The organism is Hymenobacter actinosclerus, assembly GCF_900111515.1.
GTDB lineage: Bacteria > Bacteroidota > Bacteroidia > Cytophagales > Hymenobacteraceae > Hymenobacter > Hymenobacter actinosclerus.
The window spans coordinates 34423-55054 of sequence record NZ_FOHS01000005.1; the positions used below are offsets into that span (position 1 = coordinate 34423).

At 52.2% G+C, this 20632-nt stretch carries 16 protein-coding genes; 11 read left to right on the forward strand and 5 right to left on the reverse strand.

Annotation, left to right across the window (positions count from 1 at the left end):
- Positions 1-52: 52 nt before the first annotated feature.
- The 8 genes from BMY67_RS16295 to BMY67_RS16330 all read left to right on the forward strand — a co-directional run bounded on the left by BMY67_RS16295 (position 53) and on the right by BMY67_RS16330 (position 9987).
- Entirely contained in the window at positions 53-1735 is a 1683-nt protein-coding gene (locus tag BMY67_RS16295) for a cyclic peptide export ABC transporter (protein WP_092773628.1), read from the forward strand.
- Between the two features lie 46 nt (positions 1736-1781).
- On the forward strand, positions 1782-3062 hold the full coding sequence (locus tag BMY67_RS16300) for a hypothetical protein (RefSeq protein WP_092773630.1): 1281 nt from the start codon (positions 1782-1784) through the stop codon (positions 3060-3062).
- Between the two features lie 55 nt (positions 3063-3117).
- Positions 3118-3561, forward strand: coding sequence for a cobalamin B12-binding domain-containing protein (locus BMY67_RS16305; RefSeq protein ID WP_092773632.1), 444 nt, complete (start codon positions 3118-3120; stop codon positions 3559-3561).
- Positions 3562-3647: 86 nt separating this feature from the next.
- Positions 3648-4364 carry a thioesterase II family protein gene (locus tag BMY67_RS16310; RefSeq protein WP_177189883.1) on the forward strand — a complete coding sequence of 239 codons (717 nt, stop codon included), beginning with the start codon at positions 3648-3650 and terminating at the stop codon, positions 4362-4364.
- The gene (locus BMY67_RS16315) at positions 4361-5110 is read left to right on the forward strand and encodes a 4'-phosphopantetheinyl transferase family protein (RefSeq protein ID WP_092773636.1); all 750 of its coding nucleotides are present in this window, start codon (positions 4361-4363) and stop codon (positions 5108-5110) included. The genes BMY67_RS16310 and BMY67_RS16315 overlap by 4 nt, the downstream gene beginning before the upstream one ends.
- Before the next feature lie 10 nt (positions 5111-5120).
- Complete coding sequence (locus BMY67_RS16320; protein WP_092773638.1) at positions 5121-7562, forward strand: TonB dependent receptor; 2442 nt, start codon at positions 5121-5123, stop codon at positions 7560-7562.
- 40 nt (positions 7563-7602) lie between these two features.
- Complete coding sequence (locus tag BMY67_RS16325) at positions 7603-8982, forward strand: aspartate kinase (protein ID WP_092773886.1); 1380 nt, start codon at positions 7603-7605, stop codon at positions 8980-8982.
- A gap of 573 nt (positions 8983-9555) precedes the next feature.
- The gene (locus BMY67_RS16330; protein WP_177189884.1) at positions 9556-9987 is read left to right on the forward strand and encodes a transposase; all 432 of its coding nucleotides are present in this window, start codon (positions 9556-9558) and stop codon (positions 9985-9987) included.
- Between the two features lie 183 nt (positions 9988-10170).
- On the opposite strand, the gene BMY67_RS19075 is transcribed toward BMY67_RS16330, so the two are convergent.
- On the reverse strand, positions 10171-11286 hold the full coding sequence (locus BMY67_RS19075; protein WP_177189885.1) for a hypothetical protein: 1116 nt from the start codon (positions 11284-11286) through the stop codon (positions 10171-10173).
- A 718-nt stretch (positions 11287-12004) separates the two neighbouring features.
- Here BMY67_RS19075 and BMY67_RS19850 point away from each other — a divergent pair.
- From BMY67_RS19850 to BMY67_RS16340, 3 genes are all read left to right on the forward strand, one after another.
- Entirely contained in the window at positions 12005-12133 is a 129-nt protein-coding gene (locus tag BMY67_RS19850; RefSeq protein ID WP_177189903.1) for a transposase, read from the forward strand.
- A gap of 313 nt (positions 12134-12446) precedes the next feature.
- On the forward strand, positions 12447-12785 hold the full coding sequence (locus BMY67_RS16335) for a hypothetical protein (RefSeq protein WP_143069870.1): 339 nt from the start codon (positions 12447-12449) through the stop codon (positions 12783-12785).
- 15 nt (positions 12786-12800) lie between these two features.
- Positions 12801-13196 carry an integrase core domain-containing protein gene (locus BMY67_RS16340; protein ID WP_143069871.1) on the forward strand — a complete coding sequence of 132 codons (396 nt, stop codon included), beginning with the start codon at positions 12801-12803 and terminating at the stop codon, positions 13194-13196.
- A 353-nt stretch (positions 13197-13549) separates the two neighbouring features.
- On the opposite strand, the gene BMY67_RS16345 is transcribed toward BMY67_RS16340, so the two are convergent.
- The 4 genes from BMY67_RS16345 to BMY67_RS16355 form a co-directional block, all read right to left on the reverse strand.
- A complete protein-coding gene (locus BMY67_RS16345) occupies positions 13550-14659 on the reverse strand; it encodes a CARDB domain-containing protein (RefSeq protein ID WP_092773646.1) in 1110 nt (369 codons plus the stop codon).
- A 362-nt stretch (positions 14660-15021) separates the two neighbouring features.
- Positions 15022-15279, reverse strand: a complete 258-nt coding sequence (locus BMY67_RS16350) for a hypothetical protein (protein WP_092773648.1) — start codon at positions 15277-15279, stop codon at positions 15022-15024.
- Positions 15280-15433: 154 nt separating this feature from the next.
- Complete coding sequence (locus tag BMY67_RS19080) at positions 15434-15976, reverse strand: hypothetical protein (RefSeq protein WP_143069872.1); 543 nt, start codon at positions 15974-15976, stop codon at positions 15434-15436.
- A complete protein-coding gene (locus tag BMY67_RS16355) occupies positions 15973-20631 on the reverse strand; it encodes a DUF6443 domain-containing protein (RefSeq protein WP_177189886.1) in 4659 nt (1552 codons plus the stop codon). The genes BMY67_RS19080 and BMY67_RS16355 overlap by 4 nt, the downstream gene beginning before the upstream one ends.
- Position 20632 lies beyond the last annotated feature (1 nt).

Genomic DNA, 20632 nt, shown 5'->3' on the forward strand with positions numbered 1-20632 from the left:
TTTCATCCTGGTCTGGACGATTTGTCGCCCACCTATCCCCCGCTAAATACCCATGGAACTGTTTCAAATTCTTCAGAAGAAGTCGAAGTACTTCTACGCCCTATTGCTGCTGCTCGGGCTCATCAACAGTGTATGGGCTAGCTCGCTGCTAATCCTGATCAACCATAAGATCAACGGCGAACCGCTGCCCTTCTTCAATGACTACGATTGGGTTGCCTACGTCGTCCTCATTGTAGCCGCCTTCAGCATGGCCCGCTTCTTTCAGGGTTACATGATCACGCTCACCTACGACTTGGGCAACGAGCTAAACCTCTCCATTTTTAACCGCCTGCGCTTTACCAATTTCGAGGACTATCAGGAGTTGGGCGAGGAGCGCGTACGCACGGCGATGAGCGACGTGACCACTCTGCAGCGTTTCCCCCAGGCCTTCATTGAGAGCTTTAACGCCGCCGTGATGGTACTCATCGGCATCAGCTACCTGCTCTACATTAACTCGGCCGGCGCGCTGGCCATAATGGCCGTCCTGGCCGTGCTGATCGTGTTCTATAACCTGCGCAGCAAGGCCATTCAGCGCGACTTGAATGCGGCCCGCGACCTGGCTACGGTGTACCAGCGCAACGTCAATGACTTCCTGCGCGGCTTTAAGGAGGTGAAGATGAGCACTGATCGAAGCGACGTACTCTACCACGACTACCTTACCCACAACCGGAACAAAGTTAAAACCCTGACCGTGCGCACGCTGGTGCGTCACATGATGAACGAGTTGCTGGGCGCCTATTCCTGGTATCTGGGCATCGGGCTGGTACTTTTCCTGCTACCCGTGCTGCTGCATACCGACGCCCGCGTGAGCAGCAGCTTCGTAATAACGCTGCTTTACCTGATGGGGCCTACCAATGTGGTCATCAGCGAAATGCATGAGTTTTTCCAAATGCGGATCGCGCTGGAGCGCCTGCAGGAATTCAATGAGGTTATCGATGGCTATGCGGCCGTACGCACCGGCCACGGCACGCTACCAGCCCCCGGCCAGGCTCAAGAGTTTGAGAGCCTGCGCTTTGAAAATGTCACCTTTGAATATTACGATGACAAGCGTGACCAGACCTTCCGCCTGCTGCCGCTAAACCTGGAAATTAAGCGCGGGGAGAGCATTTTCGTGACTGGTGGGAACGGGTCGGGAAAAAGCACTTTCATCAACTTGCTGACCGGCCTCTACCTGCCACTGTCGGGCAACATCTACCTGAACGGCCACCGCATCGATGCGAATCAGTATCCGCACTATCGCAACCAGATCTGCGCCATTTTCACCGACTGTCACTTGTTCGGAGAAAACTACAACCGTTTGGATCTGACGACCGGTAACCACCGTCTGGTGGCCCTGCTCAAGAAGATGCAGTTGACCGAAGTCGTCCCACTAAGCGCCACAGAAACCAAGTTAAAGGTAAATCTCTCGAAAGGCCAGCAGAAGCGCCTAGCCCTTATCAATGCGCTGCTCGAAGACCGCGACATTCTGGTACTCGACGAATGGGCCGCGGAGCAGGACCCCATGTTTCGGGCCTTCTTCTACACCAAAATCATTCCTGAACTCCGCTTGGCGGGCAAGACTGTCATTGCCGTCACCCACGACGATGCCTATTTCGACTGCGCTCGTCGCGTGCTCAAATTCGATTACGGCCGTATCGCCGCCGACACCCGCATGGAGCCGCTGGCTGGGGTAACCGAGGTCGCTGAGGCATACTAAGGACGGCCATTTATTGCCCCCTTCAACCAAAAACACCTATTTTGCTATGCGAGCAAGTCCAGCCTACTTTCACGAATTCGTTACCCGCTGTGCCCGGCAGGGGAAGCTAGTTGTCCAGCCACGCATGGGCTTCAGCGATGCAGCTCGGATGCGCCAGGGGCTGCAGGCGGTGGCGCATGCTCCCGTACCCAGCATCGGTACCATTACCCTTGACAGCTTCACTCGCACCGGCGATTTTACCAGTGCCCGTCACGCCGTAGCGAATGGCAAGACCCTCAACGGCTATCCCATCGTTACTTACTCCGACGACGATAACCGCGCCTTACTGGCTGGTATTCGCGGGCCGGAATTTCCGGTCCAGGTTCGTCACGGCAGCTCCCTGCCCGAAGAAATCTTCAAAGCGACCATTCGTGCCGGCCTTGATGCTACTGAGGGCGGGCCCATTTCCTACTGCCTGCCCTATGGCCGGGTACCGCTAGAGTTGAGCATTGAATCCTGGGCCCGCTGTACCCGCCTTTTTGTCGATGCTGGCGAAACCTATCACATCGAGAGTTTCGGCGGCTGCATGATGGGGCAGCTCTGCCCCCCCTCCATACTCGTTGCCATTACGCTGGCAGAAGCGCTTTTTTTTCGTCAGAACGGGTTGAAGCTGCTCTCCTTGAGTCTGGCCCAGGGCACCCACGGGCAGCAAGACATTGCCGCCCTGCGCGTGCTGCGCCAACTCGGGGAGGAACTACTCGGCCGTGACGAGAGCTGGCACATCGTCTTCTACACCTTCATGGGCAAGTTCCCGGAAACTTACCACGGTGCTCGAAGCCTGATTGAGGAAAGTGCCAAAATTGCCCGCTTGGGTGGGGCTGAGCGCCTTATTGTCAAGACGGTGAAAGAGGCCCATCAGATTCCTTTGGTAGAGGATAACCTCAATGCCTTGGAGTGGTCTTATTACTCGGCCTGTCAGAGCGCTGATTTCTTTGTCGACGAAGCGCAGGTGCAGCAGGCTGCTGCCGTCATTATGGCCGAGGCCCGCTTTCTGCTCGATACGTTGCTCAACTTGAGCGCCGATATCGGCCAGGCTATGCAGCGCGCCTTTGCCAAAGGCTATTGGGACCTGCCCTTCTGCCTGCACCCCAACAATTACGGCCGCTCCTATGCCCGAATTCAGGCTAATGGATACACGGGCTGGGCCTCTACGGGAAATATTCCCTTCCCCCGCCAACTGGTGGACACTACCAGAGCTGCCAGCGGCCGCCTTAGCTCGGGCGATTTGTTCAAAATGCTGTCCTACAATCAATTGCGATTCGACGCCAAAGTGCCCGCATTGGCCTGATACGGGGCCGGCGACTACCCATGTTTTATCCCCCTCCACCATTTGCATTTTACTTATGAAAGCTCTTGCTCTGCTGACTACAGTGCCCTCCGATGCGCATAACTGGAATCTTATCTTCATGCAGCTGCTGCTCGAGGAGAACGGTTTCACAGTCATAAACCTCGGCCCCTGCGTGCCTTACGACCTGCTGGCCAGCGCCTGTTTGAAGCACAACCCCGATGTAGTCGTAGTGTCCACAATCAATGGTCACGGCTTCATCGAAGGCAAAGCACTCATCACCGAAACCCGGAAAGTACCTGGCTTAGCCGATACGCCCTTCTTCATTGGCGGCAAACTGAGCACCGACGCCACGCTCTCGCATCTCTACGCCGTTGAGCTGGAGCTGGCTGGCTACCGCAAAGCGTTTAATGGCGGCGACGGGCTCCCCGATTTCCTCCAGCAGCTGGAGCAGATCAAAAGCCGCAAAACTACCCTGAGCGTCCTGCCGCCGCCGCGCTAACCATTAGCCGGCCCGGGCCACTTGCAGCAGCTGGTTCGCTCTACCCATACTCAACCGTCTTTCTCGGCTCTACAGCCATGTTTCTCATGAAAAAGATCCAACTCTTTAGTATTCCGTACGCCGGCGGTGGCCGGTATTCCTATCAGGGCATAAAGCGCTTTATGCCCGCCAATATCGAGCATGTGGCCTTGGAGTTACCCGGTCGGGGCCAACGCGTAACCGAGGATTTGCTCGTTGACCTGGACCGTATGGTGGACGATCTGGCGCAGCAGTTGCAGGTCCAGCGTAACGGTGCCCCGTTCGTGTTGTACGGGCATTCCATGGGCGGTGTTTTAGGGCACCAACTGCTGCGCCATCTGGCCCGAGTTGGGGCCGAGCTACCCATGCACTTTCTGATTAGCGGGTGTGCCGCTCCCTGCCAGGAGCGTTATCAGAAAAACCGCCACCGCCTCAGCGACGGCTTACTGACCCAGGAGTTGATGAAACTCGGCGGTTTACCGCCGGAGGTGCTGGCCAGCGAGGAGCTGATGAGTTTCTGCTTGCCAATTATTCGGGCTGACATTCAGGCCTTAGAATTGCACGCCTACCGCCCCGCTACGCCTTATTCCGTCCCCCTGACGATTGTGTCTGGTACCGCCGAAGGACTCGCTGAAAGCGACCTGGATGAGTGGAGCCGTGAAACCATGGAGCCAATCGGTAAGCTACGCTTACCGGGCAATCACTTCTTTATTGAGCAGCAGTTTCACGTACTGGCTGGCTTGATTCAGCAAGTGGTTACAGCGGCCCAGCCCGCGCTGTCATGATGCTTTACGCCAGCCTCCATTTCCCAGAACGGCTGGCTGGGCCCGTCTTTGCTGCCCTGCTGCAGGCATTGCCGCCGCCTCTGCGGCAGGAGGCCCTACGCTTCCACCGGTGGCAGGATCAACATGCAGCGCTACTAGGCAAGCTGCTGGTGAAACATCTGCTTTTACGCTGTGGCTATCCCGCTGACACACTGCAATCTCTCTACCGTGACGCGCTGGGCAAACCCCGTTTACCCCTGCCAGTGGACTTCAGCATTTCCCATGCGGGTACGCTCGTGGCCTGCGCACTGTCTACGAGTCACCGCGTGGGGCTTGATGTAGAACAGGTACAGTCCTATGCACTGGAGGACTTCCAACACTTCCTGCGCCCAGATGAGCAACAGTTGCTGGCTAAAGCTGGTATGGGTTGGGCCTTCTGCGAGCTGTGGACGCAAAAGGAAAGTTTTTTAAAGGCCAAAGGTGTAGGCTTGGTCTCGGCCCTGCGTCTGCAAGACGTGTACGTGCAAGCCAAGGGCTGCCGCTATCAGCCCGCGACAGGCCCATCTGAGCAATGGTACTACTTCCCGCTGCCAACCCCGGCTGGCTACGTAGCCAGCCTCTGTACCCAGGTCCCCGGCCTACGCATCGAATCGGTACTGACTACCGTGACCACGCTGCTCCAAGAAGCTGAACATAACCACCTCAGCACAATCACCTCAACACGGGTGTCGACGCAATGTCCGGACGCCATTCCTTCCAACTGTTAACCTCACACTCATGAAATCATTATTTATTGTCGTCTGGCTGTTATGCGGCCTATTACTGCTTCCCAGCGCTGGTTGGGCGCAGCAGGCCAGCGGAACCGTTGTTGGAACAGTAATCGACAAAAATCAAAAGCCTGTACCCTACGCTACGGTAGTATTGCGGAAAGTAGGGGACCTGAACGTCGCCAAAATTGCTCTCACTGACACAGAGGGGGGGTATGAGCTGGCCGACATCGGCTATGGCCACTACGCCTTGCTGGTCACGAGCATCGGTTACCAGGAAGCGACTTCCGAGCCGTTTGACCTAAACCAGGAACAGCAAAAAGGCCCAACGGTGCTCATGGTCGAAATCGATCATATGCTCGGGGAGGTAAGGGTAACGGCTCAAAAGCCCTTGGTGGAACGGCAGCTTGATCGTACCATCATCAACGTGGACGCTTCCATAACCAATGCGGGGAGCAACGTGCTGGAAGTACTGGCAAAGTCGCCGGGAGTAGCAGTGGACAAGGACGGCAACATCGCTCTTCGCGGTAAGGAGGGCGTAACTGTATACATCGACGGGCGGCCAACTTACTTATCGGGTACCGATTTGGCTGCCATGCTGCGCAGTATGCAGTCCAACCAGCTCAGCCAGGTAGAAATCATGACCAACCCCTCGGCGAAATATGATGCGGCCGGCAATGGCGTCATCAACATAAAAACGGTTCGTAGCCAGGTCAAAGGCTTCAGCGGCACTACCTCAGTGGCTTACACGCAGGGTCGCTACTACGGAGTGGTGCCCACTGCCAACCTAAACTACCGCAAGGATGCCCTTACCCTCTATGGTTCGCTTGGAGCGGGAGTACGCAAAGGCTACCAGGATTTTTATAGCCGGCGCCGCTTGCAGGGCTTGAGTGGCGTGGCCGATACTGCTCTCTACGAGCAGAACACTTACATGCGCACTTCCAACCAGACGTTCAATGCCAAGTTAGGTCTTGATTATGCACTAGGCCGCAATACGCTACTGGGCGTGAGTGTCAATGGCTATCATAACCCCAATCGCTCCTCTACCGATAATCATAGTGGGTTGTTGAACTCTAATAATCAGTTGCTCTCAGCGATCGAGTCGCCGGCTCAGGCCAAGGGCCGATGGCAGAACCTGGGGGGCTCACTGAACCTACAGCATACGTTCGACACGACCGGCCGTGAACTGTCAGCCGATTTGGCCTATGTGCAGTATCATTCGGCGCTAACGCAGAATTTCACTAATCTGCTGACCAACCCCGAAGACGGGCGCGTGCTGAGTACGGGGCGGTTCCGGCAGGGAATTGACCGTAGCATTGCCATTTACACGGCCCGTACTGATTATGTGCAGCCGCTCGGGAGCGCCCGTAAGCTGGAGTTAGGCTTGAAAGCCAGCTACGTCTCCACCGATAACGATGCCCCTTACGCCAGCTGGAACACCGGCGTCTGGACTGACGCAGAAGGGCGCAGCAACCGCTTCTTGTACAAGGAGAATATCAATGCGGCCTACGCCGCCTATAACCAAGAAACGGGGGCCTGGACTTTGCAATTGGGCCTACGACTGGAGCAAACCCATGCCCGGGGCGAGCAGCGCCGTACCGGCCAGGCATTCACCCGCAACTATACCCAGCTGTTTCCCTCTACTCTGGTCGGCTATAAGCTCAACGACAACAACCAGTTGGGCCTGAGCTACGGGCGACGGATCGAACGTCCGGAATATGGGGATCTTAACCCTTTCCGGGTCTATTTGGACCAATACACTTATGAGGAAGGCAACCCGCTATTACAGCCCCAATTTAGCCATAATGCGGAGTTAACCCACACCCTAAAAGAAGGGCTGTTGACTACCACCCTGCTCTACAGCCGCACGGCCGATATTATTCAGGACGTATTTCGCCAGGAAGGCAAACAAGCTTTTGAACGGCCCGAAAACCTAAGCAGTCGCCTAGTACGCGGCATTAGCGTGAGCACCGAGTTACCAATAGGTGAAGTGTTGACTTCAACCCTAGACGCCCAATTGACCAATACTCAGTTTCGCGGGCGGATTAATGATCAGCCTTTCGCGATCGGAGCCACCACCTTCAAAGGTAATGTGCTCAACCAAGTAAAACTTGACAATGGCTGGGGCTTTGAACTAGCGGGCTGGTACACCTCCCGTTCAGTGGCCGGCACTTTCATTCAGCGGCCTTTCGGAATGGTAGCAGTTGGCATCTCCAAGGCCATACTCGAGAAGCGCGGTACCCTGCGCCTGAGCGCTACTGACCTGTTCGCCACGAACCGGTTTGAGGGCGTAAGCCAATATCAGGGGGTTGACGTGTATCTGCGCAATACCTGGCAGTCGCGCGCTGTGAAACTCAACTTCACTTATCGCTTCAACCGCGGGGAGAAAGTAAAAATTAAGGAGCGCCGTTCGGCCAGTGAAGAAGAAAACAATCGCGTCAGCCCTGACTAGCTGACTCTTTATTTACCCTTGACTCAGCCTCTTTTCCATGATGAAAGTTCTGAAATTTGGTGGTACCTCCGTTGGCACAGCTGAGCGGATGCGGATGCTGCCGGCGCTACTGCCCACCGACGGCCCGCATATCGTCGTGCTATCGGCTATGTCCGGCACCACCAACGTGCTGGCAACTATCGTACAGCAACTCTACGCGGGCCACCGCCCCGCCGCGGCCGCGCAGTTGGACAGGTTGCGCGTCCACTACCATGGCGTCGCCCGCGAGCTACTGCCCGATGCGGCCGTGCTGGCTAATGCCCTGCTCGCTGTCGATACCTGCTTTGACGCTATCGACGCGCTACTGCCTTTACTGCCCACTCTGACTAGCGAACGAATTATACTTGCCCAGGGGGAATTGCTGAGCACGTTACTATTTCACCGCTATCTAACTGGTATTCTCGGCCAAACAGTGGTGCTGCTGCCAGCACTGGAATTCATGCGTCTGCGGCCTGACCACGAACCAGATGCCAGCTTTATTGAAAATCAGCTGACTGATATGCTCAGCAACTACCCTGAATGTCAGTGTTTTATCACCCAAGGATACATCTGTCGGGATGCCAAAAAATGTGTCGACAATCTCAAACGCGGGGGCTCCGATTACTCAGCTACTCTGATTGGGGCAGCTGTCCGGGCCTCTGAAATTCAGATCTGGACCGATATCGATGGGCTGCATAACAACGACCCACGGGTGGTTAAAGGGACCTACCCCATCCGGGAGTTATCGTTTGACGAAGCGGCGGAGTTGGCGTACTTCGGGGCTAAAATTTTGCATCCTTGCTCGGTTTTACCAGCCTGGGAGCATGGCATTCCGCTACGCCTGCTCAATACCATGCAACCCGAAGCTCCCGGTACGCTGATCTCCTCACGTGGCCATGCTGGGGGCATTAAGGCCGTATCAGTTAAAGATGGGCTGCTCGTGCTTAAAGTCTGCTCCAACCGCCGCATCGTGGCATATGATTTCCTGCATGCGGTATTTGACATCTTTAAGCGCCACCATACAACCATTGACTTAGTTGCCACTGCCGAGACTGCCGTTTCGCTCGCCGTAGAGGAGGTGGATGCTATGCCGCTCATCGTGGCCGATCTTCAGAAACTCGGCCACGTAACTGTTGTTCGCGATGTGAGCGTGGTATGCGTAGTAGGGCAGCAGCTGGTGCGTAGCAGCTACGATGGACCGCAACTGGTGTTTAATGCGCTACGCAATATCGACTTGCACATGATTTCATATGGCGGGTCCGTCAACAGCCTCTGCCTGCTGATCAACGCCAGCAATAAAGTCAGTGTTTTACAAATTCTCAACGATCGGGTCTTTAATGCCGGCATAGGTCCCTTACTACATGTTAGCGATGATCAAGAAGTAACCGAGCTAGTAGCCTAAAATGCTTTCCAAAGCATTGTTTATGCACCCGCCAAGCAGTACGGGCATTTGCGAAGCCCAAGAGTGCGCAAATGATAAGCGTTGCCTAGTTCCTTTCTGAGCCCAGCGCCAGTTGCGTTTACGCAGCGTGTCGTGCTTGCCAAAGTGGGCGGGCAGCGCTTTGGCAAGCACAAACAGGGCATGCGAGCCATAAGAAGGCGTTGAGCAAGAGTCGTTTGTCGACGTCTGTTCGGCCTATAGCGGTTTCGCGAACCGTTTATCCTTTCATGAGGCCTTCTGTAGAGTAAGATGTGAAACCCTATTCCTTGGGTTTGCGCACTCGTGTCGCGGCCGCGTGTGCGCAGCCCGGCTCCCGCCAGCAACGGCCCGGCGCGGGCCATTTCGCCCGCCGAGCAGGCGTGGCTCGTGGCTCACGTGGGCTAACACGCCGATGCTACGCTGGCCAAGTTGAACGCCGCCTGGCAAGCCGAATTTGGCCGCCCGGTGGGCCCGACCAGCATCTGGACCGTGCTCCAGGAACAGGGGTTGCGCCGAAAAAAAAGTAATCACGCCACTGCGCGCGCCACTGCGCGCGTGCGCCAAGCCCGGGCCGCGCATGTGCAGACCGTTTGCACGCGGGCCAATGTGGCCCGCTTTCATTTTCTCGACGAGACGGGCCTGCGCCTAGACTACTGCCGCCGCTATGCTCGGGCCAAAGGCGAGCGGCGGGTGGGCCGAGTGGTGCCGCTGACGCGTGGCCGCTCGCTGACGCTGATTGGGGAGCGGTCGGTCCGGGGCTTGGGGGCAGTGCAGTTGCTGGAGGGGAGCCTGAATTACGTGAATTTTGCCTGGTACGTCACTGAATGTCTGGCCCCCACGTTGCGACGGAGCGATGTACTGGTGCGGGATAATATCTCGGTGCATAAACTGCCGGGCGTGGTTGGCTGGCTGGCCGAGCGGGGTGTGGAAGTGCTCTTTCTGCCGCCCTACTCCCCCGACTTCAGCCCCGTGGAGCAGGCCCGGTAAGAGGTCATCAGCTGGATTACCAGCCAAGATGCGCACAACTGGTTTGACCATTGCGGCTATCATATCCAATCCGCGCAATAGCGGGGTAAACCGTTCTCGAAACCGCTATAAAGGGCGAGGTAATTAGCAGTCGACTGCTAATTACCTCGCCCTTTAACGTAGTCTGTTAAAACTATTTACTATTTACCATATATCATTCCCATTCACAGTATATTTATTCGCTATATCCTGCGTAGGGTATCCAGTAATTGAGCCATTAATAGTAAAGGTCCAAGTTACATCGTTAGGGAATGTATCAACGATACCAGTAGCTAATCCAACTACGTACGATCTCCCTAAAACTATATCCTTAAGTCCGTTAGAATACGTCTCACTTTGATTTTGGTAGCCTAGGGGCATACCGGAACTGCCACCTGGGGCCGGATACGGGACGGAAGGACCTCCAGAGGCCGTGAAGTTTACTGCCCAAGTGAAAGGTTCATTTTGCTGTGGATACCATTTATTTTTTCTGCCACTGAGATATTCATATTTAATTCTTAAAATTAACGCAGTATTGAACGACCGCTGAATTATCGGACCAGGATTATACCCTAAGTCTTCCGTATATACACTTATACCATATATAATTCTTCTTTTACTACCTGAATCCCCCTTATAAAAGAAAGTTGGTGTGACATATTTATCATCACAATACGGGTTGTTATTCGCATATGTCAAGTCATAATTTTGAGTTTGTGCTTTCGTGTTTTTGTTATTTAATTCAACAAATTTTGACCCAGCTTGGTATTTAATATTTGCTAAACTAGGATCAGCCTTAATCAATACTAACTCCTCATCAGAGGATACTTCATACTTAAATCCATTATCAAACCAATAAATTTTGCTTCCTATTTGGTATTCACCCTTTGGGTTAATTATAGTTGCATAATCAGTTGGAAAGCCAAACTTGCTCATCAGCTCATAAGATGGCGCTTCTCTGCCCTGTAAATCTAATTCTTCTAAGTGACTAGATTCTTTTAAAGAAGACTTTCTTAGTGACACAAAATTCAAATTGCTTTCCCAAGCATCGAGTTTCTCGGCACTGGATTTTCCTGCTAATATTCCTTCTAAATTACTAATGGTACGCTCGAAGGCCTTCTGGTCTGCAAAAACGAGTCGACCATTAACTACTTGATGATCGGATTTGCTTTCCATTACTTGCGTAGATGGCTGCATATCTTGCTTTTCGGAGCAGCTACTGATAGCGAATGACGACGCTATGCCTAGTAATACTATCAAATTGCTTTTTCTGGCTTTCATAAGGGTTGGGAAAATGAAGGGTTGGAAGAATGAAGGGTTGGGAAAATGAAGGGTTGGAAGATCCAAATGTGTATTATTTCAGCGGCACGTCATGCTTCTAAAATTATTATTTTTAATCAACGATACTTATAGCGATTTCGTGAACGGTGTATAGTAGTTCCATGAACGGTTTACCCTGTCGTAAAGACGCAAATTTTGCGTCTCTTTGTTGCTAATATTACCCGGCGCCTACTGTCGGTCAACGACGAAATGCAAAATATTACGTCTCATCTCCAGCACGATACATACTGTTCGCAAAACCGCTATAGCGGACGCGTAGCTAATTATAGATCCGTATCCTGCGCGGCGGTTAGGTTGCCAACGAAAATGGAGTTACAATACTTTTTTGGGCTGATTTTCTTGTCATGATTCAGGTCGGTATCACGGAATTTAGAAAATACTGAAAAGCCGCTTGCTTGGCTGGGTGATTAAGTAGAGTAAACTTAGGCCGCGAATACAGACCACTCTTACTTAATACACCAACACAGTTATTCTAGGGACGAACGTTGATTTTAGCGCCGATTGAAGTAACTGCCTTTAGTTAGTGATGGGGGGGCACGGGAGGCTAGTTAGGTGGGGACTTATAGGATTTTCGTGAACGGTTTGAGGTGGTCTAGTCAACCAAGACAGAATTGGGTGGTATATTTTCTTTGCCATGCCGAAGAGTCCAACCGAATAAATCGACAAGCGGGTCAAGTACGAGGCCGTCTTCCGTGCTGAGGCCTTGCGCCAGGCCAGTCAAAGCCGCTCGGCGCCCGCCGCTGCCCGCGCCCTCAATATCAGCGTCAAACTGATTTACGACTGGTAAAAAGCGGCACAAACGCCCGCTTCCGCCGCCGCGGGAGCGCATCTGGGCCCGGCCACGGCGGCCGAATTGCGCCAATTGCGGGCTGATAACCGGCAGCAGGCGCAGGAGCTGACCATTTTAAAAAAAGCCACTGCCATCTTCTCCGTGACCCCGCTGACACCATGAGCCGTTACCGCTTTATCGCCGCCGAGCGCGCCTAGCATCCGGTGGGCCAACGCTGCCAGGTGTTGAGCATGTCGACCAGCGGCTATTACGCCCGGCTGGCCCGATAACAGCCGGCCACAGGGCCGGCAACACCCGCCTGGGAACGGCCTTGGTGAAGGTCTTTGGGCACCATAAACGCCGCTACGCCGCCGCGCGCCGCTTACAAGTCGCGCTGCGCCACAAAGGACATCAGGTGGGCCGCCAGCGCCTGCGCACGGCCATGCGCCGCCGGGGCCTGCACGCGCTGCAACCCAAGGCCTACACCCCGCGCACGACCGACTCAACCTACGGGCTGCGGTGCTCGCCCAACCGGCTGCTCGACCAGCCCACCCCCACCCAGGCCAACCGGGTATGGGTGTCGGACACTACCTATTTACCGCTGGCTAGCGGCGACTGGGCCTATTTGTGCGCCTTCCAGGACATGGCCAGCAAGCAGGTAGTGGGCTAGCACGTGCTGGCCACCATGCCCGAAGAGCTCGTTACCACGGCCTTACAGCGAGCTTTTTTCTCCCAACCGCCCAATCCGCAGTTGCTCATGCACTCCGACCGCGGCGGCCAGTGCTGCGCCAATGCTTACCGTGCCCTACTGGCTTGGCACGGGGCGGTGCGCTCACAAAGCCGCCAGGGCGAGTGCTACAATAATTCCCAGGCCGGGAGCCTGTGGTCGCGGCTCAAAACAGAGGTGCTCGAACTCCGGCAGTGGCCCGTTTTAGCTGATCTGGCCGACGCCCAGACTAGCGTGGCCGACTGTTTTGACTACTATAATCACGAAAGGCTGCACTCGGCCATCGACTATCAGACCCGCTATCACGCCCACCAACAACTTCTTCCAACTACCGCCCTAAACTGTCCAGCCTAACAGGACCACCTCATTCTTGTCGGCATTTCCCATGGCCTCCGTACGCTGCTGCCCTTCCTGCTGAACCCGTTTGAGCTAGTTGGTCACGGTCGAACGGGTGCGCACCTAGTACTTACTCATGACCGATGCGATGGTGTGGCGACCAAAGCTGATTTCTTCGACCATCTGGCAGATTTTCAGCTCTTGGGCCTGCTGGCGAAGGAGAAATAAGTGTTCCACCTACTGGGGATTGATGGTCAACCTATTTTAGGAGAAAGACAAGCACCGATGCGCTCGGCTGGTTCAAGCACTGCGGCCACCATGCAGGATAGGCATAAACGTGGGCTAATAGTTTGCAAAATCGTTATATGGCCTTACTTAACCTGCACGCGACGAACCACATGCATGTTCTCGGCTGTTAAATGAAGCAAATAAAGTCCTGACGGCAGGTAGGCTGTTTCGATAATTGTTTCCGTCTGGCCAGGGGGTAGTATTTGCTGCCTTATTGAGCGGCCCAATGGATCTAACAGCAGTAATTTCACGGGCTTACTAGTTGCCCCTTCTAATCGGAGCGTCAAGTTAGCGCCTTGGCTAATGGGGTTGGGGTATAATTGGACTGCCTCAACCGGGGTAGCTGCAGCGGCGGCCAACACGTTACCAGTTACTGTCAGCGGCAGCGCCCGCGTATTATTGTTCTCATTTGATTCGGCTATCAGATTGCGGGGGTCTGCCACTAGTAGCAGGTAATAGTTGCTCGGGGACGTACCTCTTGGCACGGGAAGCAAAGGAGCCGAAAAGAACGTACCATCACCAGTTGACCCATTACTGGTGCCATTGAGACTTCCACCCGTGATCTGCCCTATAAATATATCCGTGTTAGCTGAGAAGAGACTATCTGTTGACAGGTAAAAACCCACTTCATAGACGCTTACGGCACTAGCCCCGCGATTAAAGATAAAACCAAAAGCACCAGTGACGCCCCCTACCGGCACCCTATTAAAGGAGATGGATGGCCGCCACAATTCCAAATCCGGTAACGATACTCCACCTGAAATTACCTCTACTGGAAAACTGACGACATTGTTGGTTTCGTCTTGCTCCTGCTCGGCGTTGAGCGGGTCAGCTACTAATACTATGTAATAGCTTCCAGCAGTTGTCAGAGTCGGAATTGTGGCTACAATGGAAGTCGGCCCAGACTGTCCAGCATTCAACAGTCCCTGACAGCTAATTCCCAAATAAGTATCAGTAGCATCCCACCTGGCATCCGACGACAAATAGTAGCCGATACAATTAAACTGAGCACCCGCTCCTGGACTACCATTCACGCGAATACTTGCCGACATTGGGTATGTTTCGCCGGCGGTGACTATTGTGGGCAAAGAAAACGGCGCTACTAGCACTAAATCCGGATAGTTTTGGCCGCGTAGTTGTAGTGGCATAGTTAGCAGTAACAGTGCGCATAAGGTGAGTAATAGTATTTTCATAGGTATAAAAGGTTTGTTGATTTTGCCGGAGCATATTTAATAGTAAAGATAATCGAAAATGTGAGGTGGTCTAGCTGAGCCGAACAGAGTTGGGACGCTGTTTGAAGGTGCATTTCGAAGTGGTTGAGAGTAAGATAGCCGAGCGAAGAATATCGCCGCTCGGTGTTGTAGTAGGCGGTGTGGTGGCTGATTTCGAGTTTGGCTTCGGTCGGTCCAGAGAAAGCAGCCGCCGTCGAGTAATTCGGCTTTGAAGCGGCTCCAAAACGATTCGGCGTGGGCACTGTCGTAGCAGTTGCCGCGCCGGCTCAGGCTTTGCCGCGCGCCGTGTTTGCCGCATGATTGAGGCGGTTGGGATAACGCGGCTAAAGCATTCCGATGGTCACGACTTTTTTTAACATATCACGCTCCATTTCCACGCGCTTGAGCGCGGCGCGTAACTGCCTGATTTCGTCGCGCTCGGCGCTGCCAGCGGCCCAGCAAGGCCGGTGAAGTACTCTGGCGCGGGCCTCGTCCGTCTGGCGGGCACCGGCCGCTACTTGGCGCACGCACCCGGTTTTGAAAGCCGGCGCATATTTCTTGCGCGTAGCGGGCAAGCCGCCAGGATTCAGTTTCTCGGTCATGGGCAGTGGAAGGCAAGACTTCTCACTGGCCGTTTTGGCTAGACCACCTCAGTAGCTAGACCATCTAATATCCTGACGACGTATCACGAAAGCTGAAAACCAAACCGCTAATTGTCCTGATGCCCAATTTATGCTAAGTAATCATCCTCATAATCTAAAGTTTAATTATTGTTATTTCACCATTATTTTTATGAATAAGCACCTGTGAAAAATTGTTAGAATATTCAATGCATTTTACATCTAAGGATGAATATATTATATTAGATTTATCCTTAGACAAATCTATTTTAACAACATCATATTTTTTCTTTGAAAGATAGCCGTCGGTTACACTTATAAAAATAATTTCATCAGAGGGTGAAGAAATAAAGCATTCGGACACGTTGCTTACGTTTCCACATATTCTTGGGCTATAAGTGGCTTTAATAATTGCGGTCCTTTCATTTAATAAAGACTTATATATTTGCCCACAACCTCCTATTCCAATAATATAATTATTAATATAAACCAAAGTGGAAGGGATTGATTTAGTATTCTCTACTTGTATGGTATCTAAATATAGACACCTGTCTTTTGTATCAATGGTTATATAGCCTTTTTTTAATGCTAATCTATTTTCATTGCCTTGCGCACTACTTGAGGAAGTGCACAAAGCAATGAAAAATAGAATTAGTATGGGGTGCTTTAGATATTTCATTTTTTGAGTAATGAAGATACTACGGGGCTATACTGGCGTAAAAACATTTGAAAACTCAAAACACCAGGTACTCCAAAAGGTATATTAAATACCCCAGCATGTAAAAATGCTGCTGAAGATGCTGCTGAACAGTTTCTTGAACCAATTGGTACTATCCCCGCCAGACTATATGCATTTCGTCCTTCTGTTGCATATTTGTATGTAGCTAATTTGGTTAAATTGACTCCTCTAACGGACTGATGGCGACCAGTTGCTACTAAACCATCCGTCAGATTTGCTTCTTTGCCTGTCAAGAAATAGTCATTGGTGCTACTTGCCTTTTTGAATGCATCACCAAGCTGTTTTCCGTCACCTAAAATACTCTCCCAGCCTTTGAGATCTGTTCCAAAGTCATACAAAAAATTTCCGTCTTTCATTATTTTGCTATGCCCGGAAGAGACTAGATCAACAGTTTCCGTTCCGCCAAAAACAAATCCATATGTGTCAGAAATATTAGTGAAGGCCCCTAACCCATAACCAATATTTTCTATAGTAGAATTTCCTTTTTTTCCTAGAAAGCCAAATTCACCCCTGTCAAAGTTATAAGATGCCGCACCAAACCCGACAGATAATGGAGTACTACCTCCACTAAGTATCTTCATTCCCATACTAGCGGAGTATGAGCTAAAGACGATACTGCCAGTATTCGCAAAAGCTGCGCCAGAGCCAGCAATAAGTCCCCCAAAACCGCCGGTAAGGGCCCCAATTCCAGCACCTGCTGCTGTGTAGCCAAAGAGTGACCAACCAGAAGCACCTTTTGCTTGTCCAATTTTATATCCTGAATAGGCACCGACGACAGCTCCAATTACTACATTCCAGAATCGTCCGTCGGGATCTGTTCCAACAATAGGATTGTTTCCTAAACCTATGTATGGAGAGGTAAATTGATCAGCTGGGTCAGGAGTGTGCCACCGGCCCAACTGCGAATCATAATAGCGGGTGCCATAATCTGCCCAGCCTATTTCGTTAACACGCTCTTTGTCGCTGTACTGCCACTGCTCATTTGGAGTACCTTCATATTCAATGTTTACCAGATTTTGGCCCCACGGATCATAGTGATTCTCCTGTACGATCATGTCTGACGTCGTGCGCAATTCCGCATCGTCAAACCATACATCCTCAGCAGTGGCGTTCTGCAGTGAGATAAGCACATACCCATTTTCCTTCGCCTTAAAGCCAACTTCCAGCCGCTGCCACTCATTGGCGGCACTGTGGTCGAGGTACCGTGTCTCGGAAGCGACGAAGTTGCTATCTTGGTCGTAAAGGTCGTATTTGATGCTGGCTCTGGGCGTTTCTTGGCGGCGCTCGAATAAGTGTGGCAGCGCCGTCCAAGCCAGTGTGATGCCGGTCGCCAGCTTGGGTAGCAGACCACGCCGAGTGGTAGAGCGACTATCATTGGTTGCGGTGATGGTTGGCGTGTTGGCTGCGGCCGCAATTGGTAAAATGGCTGGCCATAGGCTTGCCTTATAGCGAATATCATATCGCCCGTACACCTCAAAGTTCACACTGTCGCCGGCGTTAACCTTTACGGAAGCACTGGGGCCAAACATGCGCTGGTTCTGACCCGCGTTAAGACGGGCCGCGTAGCTGCCGGTGCGGGAATGATCAGAGTCGAGCTGGCGCGTAGCAGTAAGATTATCGAAATGCTTTTCTTCCTCTGCGGCATTGACCTGCTCCATGGTAGCAACTAGGCGCTGAACGTTACGGCCCTCGTCGCGGAAAGCCAACCGCAGGTTACCAAGATGGTCACGGATATGATACTCCTGCATCCAGCGCTGGGTGCTATTATCCGGCGTAGAACCGTAAAGAGCCCGCCCAACTGGCGTCGCTATCGTCAACAAGGGCCCTTGACCGTATACAAACCCTCCTACATAGTTGACTGCATAGTCATATGTAGCGTTACTATATGCCTGAGTTAATTTCTCACCGGCCGCTGTGTAAGTAAAAGAGATACTATTGCCATTGTTGAATTGAATTAATCGAGGTAAGTCCAGTTCATTATAGTCTACAGTTATCCCCTTGTTACTATCTTGGGTCATATTCGCGTTCCAATCATAGGAATACTCATCACCCGAGGAGGCAGTGTCCTCAAAATCATTGGGTGCGCTGGAGTGCCCTGCCTTATCTACTACGCTCCGCAACTGGTTACCGCCTGCTGTACCGTAACTATAATGCAGTTGATCAATAGGACCATATATGGCCTGATTTGAAACGGTCGACTTATGCCCTACCCGGTTCATCCGGGTGATATTGCCGTTCATGTCATACTCGATGTCACTCGTAGTGAACCGGCCCATACCTGCCGCGTCATCTTTCTCGCCATTCCAGCCCCAAGCACTACCAGTATAGTAGTAAGCTGAGTAATTGGCGCCTGTGATACGGTTAGCATTATCGTAATGGTAACCATAGCCACGCATCTTTAGATTTCGTCTACTTTGCCATAAACTTTCAGCAATATTACCGTTATAATGGGCAGTTGTAGAATTAGTTTGTAAGTCGGTATCATACTTCAACTCGAAGCCAAATAAATCCCCTTCAGCATCGCTATCTTCATTGGTAGCCACTCCCGATTGTAAATCACGGTTGTTAATGTGCGTCAACCAACCACGAATGTTATAGCGGTAATCGACAGATTGCAAATAAGTAGGGCTAGGTGAATTTTTACGACCTAGCTTGTCATCCACTAGTTGCCCTAGCTCATTATATTCCTTTTTAGATAGCAATAATTCACTTCCGCCAGCATTTTTATTAAACTGCACAAATAGCTCATTAGGGCTGTCGTTGCTGTAATAAGTATAGCGGTAAAGGATAGTATGAGTCGGCGTATTATTCCTGAGGTTATGGGCAGTATACTTTTTGAGCACTTTCCCAGCGTAATCGTATTCAGTGGAAAGCCGCTCTACTCCCCCAAGTTGGTTTTCACTTTTGATCTGAATGGTACGGGCCTTATCGTCGTAATAGATAACAGAGGTTAGCCAAGCAGTAGAGCCAAGAATACGGGTTTGGCTGATTGTGGGAAGGCCTATCGTCAATGTAGAAGCTAGAGCTGGTATACTCAGGTCGCCAGCTGACTCCTGATAATAGCGAAGCTTATCCTGGCTGCCGTTGAGAAAGCTATAATCATCGTAATAACTGATTGTAAGCAGTTCGTTACTCGGAGGGTTGATTGGAAAACTACGATCCCGGCTGTAACCAATCCGAATTGTACTCGTGGCCGTGTTAGCTTTAAGCTCATACCGGGAAAAGGTGCCAGCATTAATGCCTGCCTCAAGGGCATCACTTAGCGCTTGTTGACTGCGCGAATCAGTTATTTGCCCTGTAATGATGGGGCGATTTAATTCGTCATATTTAGTATAAGCCCATTTCCCTTGCTGGCGTTGATTACCACTCTGGGAAGCCACAGCCCGATTCCAACGATCATATATTGTATATTCCCACTCTTTGCCAGGGACCTTTTTAGCAATTGCTCGACCGAGCGCATCAAAACGATAAAGAAAGGCCCAACGCGCCAGAAACTCAGTACTTAGTGCTTCCCCGCTGTTGACGGCCCGCTTGACGCCCTCCGGGGACATGGTCATCACGATACGGCCGGCCTCGTCGTAGGCCGTAGCAGTGGTCAAATAGTTTCTAGGGCTTGCCAGTGTCTCCGTTGCTACAATTTGCCCGAGAGAATTTGTGTATTTCCAGCTCTGCTTACCATCCTCATCTGTAAGTTGAGTAACGCTAATGGAGCCAGGCGCGTCGAATGTGAAAGAGGCTGTACCAATCAACCCCTCTGCCCCGGGGGTATATGACCAGATTGCCACTTCTCCTCCTGTTGAGCCCCGGGCGAGCATTCGCTTTGTATGGCCTTGAAATGTTGATTTGCCATTCGCATCCTTAACTACCTGCCACGAGGTGCCAGCCCCGCCCTGCTCAATTGCACTACCGCCAGGTGTGTCTTCGAACACTGTTTCGGCGTAAGTCAAGTTATTCGTTACTCGAGCAGTCTTTGCCGGACCGGAGTTCGAGTAGAATGCTCTCTGTTCAGCTAAGGCATTGGACTTGAAAGACCCATCGCTGCCTCCTACGTAGGGTAGATATGAACGAGGCTGCTGGTCAATGGCATCGTATTCATAGAACTGCACCATATCGAGTCCGTTTGGCGCACTAGATGTTTCCGCAGTGGCCCTGACAACGATTTGTTGCGTAGGACGCATTAGCCCGTCCAGGTAGGTGAGTGTGCGCCCCCTTTTAGTTTGCGCTAGGTCAATATCGGCCTCTGAGAGAATCCCTTCTTGCAACACAACATCTTCCTGAGAATAGCTTTTGTCGGCACTGCCAGTTCCGGGGCGGACGGTTATCCTAACGGGACTCGATACCTGCCATATACCCCCATTGGATACTTCAACCCGATAATAACCAGGAGTGCCGGTAATAATGGATGACTGCGTACTCACTACATCGACGTTATTGCGCGTCCAGCGGTATTGGGTGAAGCCCAAAATCGATAGCGTAACGGAGCTAGTAGGGGCGAGCTCCAGGGGGCCGTTAGCGATGATTGTAGGCTGGACCTGGCAGTAGATAGGTGTTACCAGCACCAACAGGATTAGCAGAAACAATACAATTGATTTCATT

Coding starts and splice junctions, on each gene's coding strand:
- BMY67_RS16295 (WP_092773628.1), top strand. CDS start 53: ATGGAACTGTTTCAAATTCTTCAGAAGAAGTCGAAGTACTTCTACGCC.
- BMY67_RS16300 (WP_092773630.1), top strand. CDS start 1,782: ATGCGAGCAAGTCCAGCCTACTTTCACGAATTCGTTACCCGCTGTGCC.
- BMY67_RS16305 (WP_092773632.1), top strand. CDS start 3,118: ATGAAAGCTCTTGCTCTGCTGACTACAGTGCCCTCCGATGCGCATAAC.
- BMY67_RS16310 (WP_177189883.1), top strand. CDS start 3,648: ATGAAAAAGATCCAACTCTTTAGTATTCCGTACGCCGGCGGTGGCCGG.
- BMY67_RS16315 (WP_092773636.1), top strand. CDS start 4,361: ATGATGCTTTACGCCAGCCTCCATTTCCCAGAACGGCTGGCTGGGCCC.
- BMY67_RS16320 (WP_092773638.1), top strand. CDS start 5,121: ATGAAATCATTATTTATTGTCGTCTGGCTGTTATGCGGCCTATTACTG.
- BMY67_RS16325 (WP_092773886.1), top strand. CDS start 7,603: ATGAAAGTTCTGAAATTTGGTGGTACCTCCGTTGGCACAGCTGAGCGG.
- BMY67_RS19075 (WP_177189885.1), bottom strand. CDS start 11,286: ATGAAAGCCAGAAAAAGCAATTTGATAGTATTACTAGGCATAGCGTCG.
- BMY67_RS16340 (WP_143069871.1), top strand. CDS start 12,801: ATGCCCGAAGAGCTCGTTACCACGGCCTTACAGCGAGCTTTTTTCTCC.
- BMY67_RS16345 (WP_092773646.1), bottom strand. CDS start 14,659: ATGAAAATACTATTACTCACCTTATGCGCACTGTTACTGCTAACTATG.
- BMY67_RS16350 (WP_092773648.1), bottom strand. CDS start 15,279: ATGACCGAGAAACTGAATCCTGGCGGCTTGCCCGCTACGCGCAAGAAA.
- BMY67_RS19080 (WP_143069872.1), bottom strand. CDS start 15,976: ATGAAATATCTAAAGCACCCCATACTAATTCTATTTTTCATTGCTTTG.
- BMY67_RS16355 (WP_177189886.1), bottom strand. CDS start 20,631: ATGAAATCAATTGTATTGTTTCTGCTAATCCTGTTGGTGCTGGTAACA.